The following is a 3,788-nucleotide window of genomic DNA, read 5'->3' as shown; positions in this document are numbered from 1 at the left end:
CGCCTACACTGTCACCAGATGATACAGATTTCAGTGAAACCGCTCTAGACATTAAAAAGATCAAAACCCTACTAATTTGAAACGTAGGCTTTTGATTTAGATGCTATAAAGTCTACTTTTGAATGTAATATACAGGCTCCTCTCCAGAAAAACGCCATATTCTACGCCATACCAGCAATAGATATGTTGTAAGTATGCTTAAAAAAGCTGCAAAAATAGAGATTTTAAGAAATGGTATATGAAATGTTAATTCAAGCGTTCCTGATTTAGCATTATCAGGAAGCTTTACCGAAATGAAGTAACCATTATATGGTGTTACAGGTATGGAAACCCCATTGAATTTTGCCTTATAACCAAGCCAATAAGTACGTGCAAATATTAGATCATGCACATCAGGCCCTATTGAGCCAAACTGTAATATTTCTTTGGTAGCCGTCGCTTTCTGAGGTTCCGTTACAGTATAGCCTGATAACGGCCATGATAATGATCCTGGTAATGACTGATTAGGTAATTTGTGTGTAAACTTGCTGGCATATTTAGTCCGCTTAATAAGCTGCCATTCTGTAGATTTATCATTAGAAAATCGTTCAGCATCGGATCCTGCTGCGGCAACGACCGTACTAACCCGCATAAGATCGAATATGGTAAGCCCTGTTATTGCATCACGCCAAAGACCGGTTTGCCCTGCGTTAGGAAACGTCATTCCTTGAACAGTTGGAAAAAAGTTTCTGACTAATGCTTGTTGGCCTATGGGTGAATAGCCGTTTACGCCAGCAATTCCATGAACAAGACCCATGTTACCAAACCACACATCTTCAAACCGTTCAGAGTCAGTAGAAAATGTAGGGTTAGAAATAAGACAGATGCTGTAATCTTTAGGAATAAGTGACAAATTATCTGCATGGAGATTTTTAATATATGCACCCCAGTCCGCAGTGACTGGGTTAACAAATCCTCCTGAAAGGCGGGCAAAAATAGCTATCCCAAGCGTTAAAGAATACCAGAGAGCAGGGTTAAGTTTTTTATAGGCAAAAGCATAGGATGCTGCCGCCAAAATTACTCCAGACCAAATAATAACCCTAGGCATATGAGGAAATTGTTGCAAACTTAATAGTGTTGTGAAGACAACCACACCAAGTAACACCTTAAAACGATTATGAGAAAGAGATTTCACCTGAAAGTGAGACCAGAAATATAAAAGAGTGATAATAGAAAAAATATGAAAATACGGAATAAAACGAATGGAATAGCGGATTGGACCTAACTGCTCTGGTCCTTGTGTTAGCATAAGCAACAATACACTGAAAATAGATATAGAAACAACGCGAACCGGTAATATTCGTACACTTTTCCAATTAGTAAAAATAATTATCGGAAAAATAAACCAAGATGCGTAGAAAATTGATTGTTTTATTTCATTATAACCACTATAAACAAGTATTCGTGAAGCATGAATTGGATTTGCTGCAAAAAATAAATCACTCAAAGCCGGAACAAGAAATCCATTATTATAAATTCCACCTCCGTGATTTCCGACCTTCAACATAGCAGCGGTTGGAAGAAATGAGACAAGCGCCGCAGCAGATCCTAACCCAAAAGCCGCCATTGGTATTAAGCTCGAAAATTTCCTGTTTTTGAAAAAATAGAGCATTGTATAAATAAGAACAAACAAACAAACCACAACGATAGTTTGCGGAAAACCTGCTGTTACAGTTAAATACGTGCTTATTATCGCTGCACAAAAATATAGTCTTGATTCTTGTGATAGTATTATAAACGCTATAGCCCACACCATAAATGTTATAGATGTGAAATCAGGAAACCAACTAGATGCAAACCAATAAAATAAAAAATTGTTTGTAGAAATAGCCAACATCGCAACAAAAGAATAAACCCGAGGCACACCAATCACCCGCGCCAGGAAAAAAGATCCTGCAGAGAGAATGCCGTAATGCACGCACGCTAAAAATGCAGCTCCCATAGAAAGAGAATGGCAAAAAGGCAGGAATAAATACAAAAAATCTTCTATGGGGTTGAATATTCCATATTGGAATTCACCAATAATATTACCACCCAACCAACTGTGAGTTGTTAAAATTGGAAGAGAATGAAAATGTATTATGTTATTACCGATAGCATAATACATTGGCATAAATTGTGCTTGCATATCGTCGTGATAGTAAGCATTTCCATGCAACATTACAGTAAGGAAAGATATTAAAAGGCCAATAAAAAAGGCAACAAAAATATCTGTTTTATCTTTTTTTGTAAGTGTCATTTGGGCTTTCTGAAAACAAAATAAAAAGAAATTTGTTCTTTTTAGCAAATAATTTTTTTTTTGACTAGCCCATGCATAAAAATAGTAGAATCAGTTTTTTAGGAAAATATCCTAGCTTCGGTGATATAAATTTGAAGGATTCTAAAAACCATGCTTTTCCTTGGGTGTCCGTATTTCCATGTATCTCATCCCGGACTAGGCTCAGGACTTGTCTTATGAAATCCGGGTCGCTGTATGTGCGATAAAGGCAGCAGTCAGGAGGTGGCCACCTCCTGACTGCTGGAGAGAGCGGGTCGGGTCAGGACAGGCCATGATGGGCCGCGAATGAGTATGACCGCCTCTTCTTTTCCTCGGGCCTGAACGGATACCTGGGAGAAAATCCCGGATGACAAGCATAGGACAATGGGAAATGGCACAGACATGCGCAAAGCTGGAGAGTAATGCCGTTGTTGTTGGCATTGACGTTTCCAAGGATCATCTTGATGCCGCTCAATATCCATCTGGTGACCTGATCCAGACTTCCAACGATACGAAAGGCCTCAGAACGCTTCTACGGTGGATTGGCAGGCAACGTGCTGTACATGTTGTCTTCGAGGCGACCGGCCCTTTCCATCGTCAACTGGAGAGTCATCTGGCCAAGGCCGGCATTCCATTCTCACGGATCAATCCGCGGCACGCAAGAAAGTTTGCTGAAGCAACCGGAAAGCTTGCAAAAACGGATCGGGTAGATGCCGTGATGCTGGCCAGGATGGGGGCACTTCTCGAACCTAGGACGTCTGATATCTGCAACGAGCAACAGTCTGCGCTCCAGGAACTGGCAGTTGCACGACGAAATCTGATCCGTGACAGGACAGCCCTGCTCAATCGCCAGCAAAACCTGCAGCTCAGTCTTCTGAAACGTCTGACACGCTATAGACTTCGTCAGATAGAGGCTCAGATCGCAGCCATCGATCAGGCAATCAGCGAACTGATCTCGACAGACGGGAGCCTCTCTCGAAAACGCGCCATTCTGGTCAGCATTCCAGGGATTGGAGAGGCCACGGCTGCGATGCTGATTGCTGATATTCCCGAACTGGGAACACTGGAGAATGGACAGGTTGCTGCGCTCGCAGGTCTGGCTCCTGTCACCAGACAGTCAGGAAAGTGGCAGGGTAAAAGCTTTATTCGGGGTGGTCGGATTCATGTCAGAAACGCCCTGTACATGCCTGCTCTGGTTGCTATGCGGCATAACCCTGATCTTCAAAGCATCTATCTTAGGCTGACGGATAAGGGAAAGCATGCAAAAGTGGCTCTGACCGCTCTCATGCGGCGTCTCGTCATTCTGGCAAATGTTCTGTTACGCAATGACCGATTATGGGAACCACGCCGCACTTGACCAAGACGGATACTCATTCTTTAAGATAGAAGATGAAGGTTGCTGCGATGTGGATTGCGGACATGAAGGTATGAGCGCAGCGGTCGCATCGTGTTGCCACCCGTCGCCAGTGTTTCAGTTTCGCGAACATGTTTT

Annotated in this window: 2 protein-coding genes and 1 pseudogene; 1 reads left to right on the top strand and 2 read right to left on the bottom strand. The window is 42.4% G+C overall.

All coding sequences use genetic code 11. The features are described 5' to 3' along the window. Nucleotides 1-112: 112 nt before the first annotated feature. Nucleotides 113-2,278, bottom strand: coding sequence for a glycosyltransferase family protein (locus Abin_RS09755; protein ID WP_048846410.1), 2,166 nt, complete (start codon nt 2,276-2,278; stop codon nt 113-115). A gap of 409 nt (nt 2,279-2,687) precedes the next feature. Here Abin_RS09755 and Abin_RS09750 point away from each other — a divergent pair, with 409 nt between their 5' ends. Continuing rightward, nucleotides 2,688-3,653 (top strand): IS110 family RNA-guided transposase, encoded by a 966-nt coding sequence (locus Abin_RS09750; RefSeq protein WP_170237877.1) that lies wholly within the window; start codon nt 2,688-2,690, stop codon nt 3,651-3,653. 13 nt (nt 3,654-3,666) lie between these two features. Here Abin_RS09750 and Abin_RS15850 read toward each other — a convergent pair. Beyond that, nucleotides 3,667-3,788 (bottom strand): annotated as a pseudogene (locus Abin_RS15850) (IS5/IS1182 family transposase); the annotation flags it as partial.

The organism is Acetobacter indonesiensis, assembly GCF_000963945.1.
Taxonomy (GTDB): Bacteria; Pseudomonadota; Alphaproteobacteria; order Acetobacterales; family Acetobacteraceae; genus Acetobacter; species Acetobacter indonesiensis.
Note: the sequence above shows the minus strand (reverse complement) of the source record. Positions and strands in the feature narration are given on the sequence as shown.

Excerpts from the sequence above, each read along its gene's own strand:
- Abin_RS09750 (WP_170237877.1), top strand. The coding sequence starts at position 2,688 with ATGGCACAGACATGCGCAAAGCTGGAGAGTAATGCCGTTGTTGTTGGC.
- Abin_RS09755 (WP_048846410.1), bottom strand. The coding sequence starts at position 2,278 with ATGACACTTACAAAAAAAGATAAAACAGATATTTTTGTTGCCTTTTTT.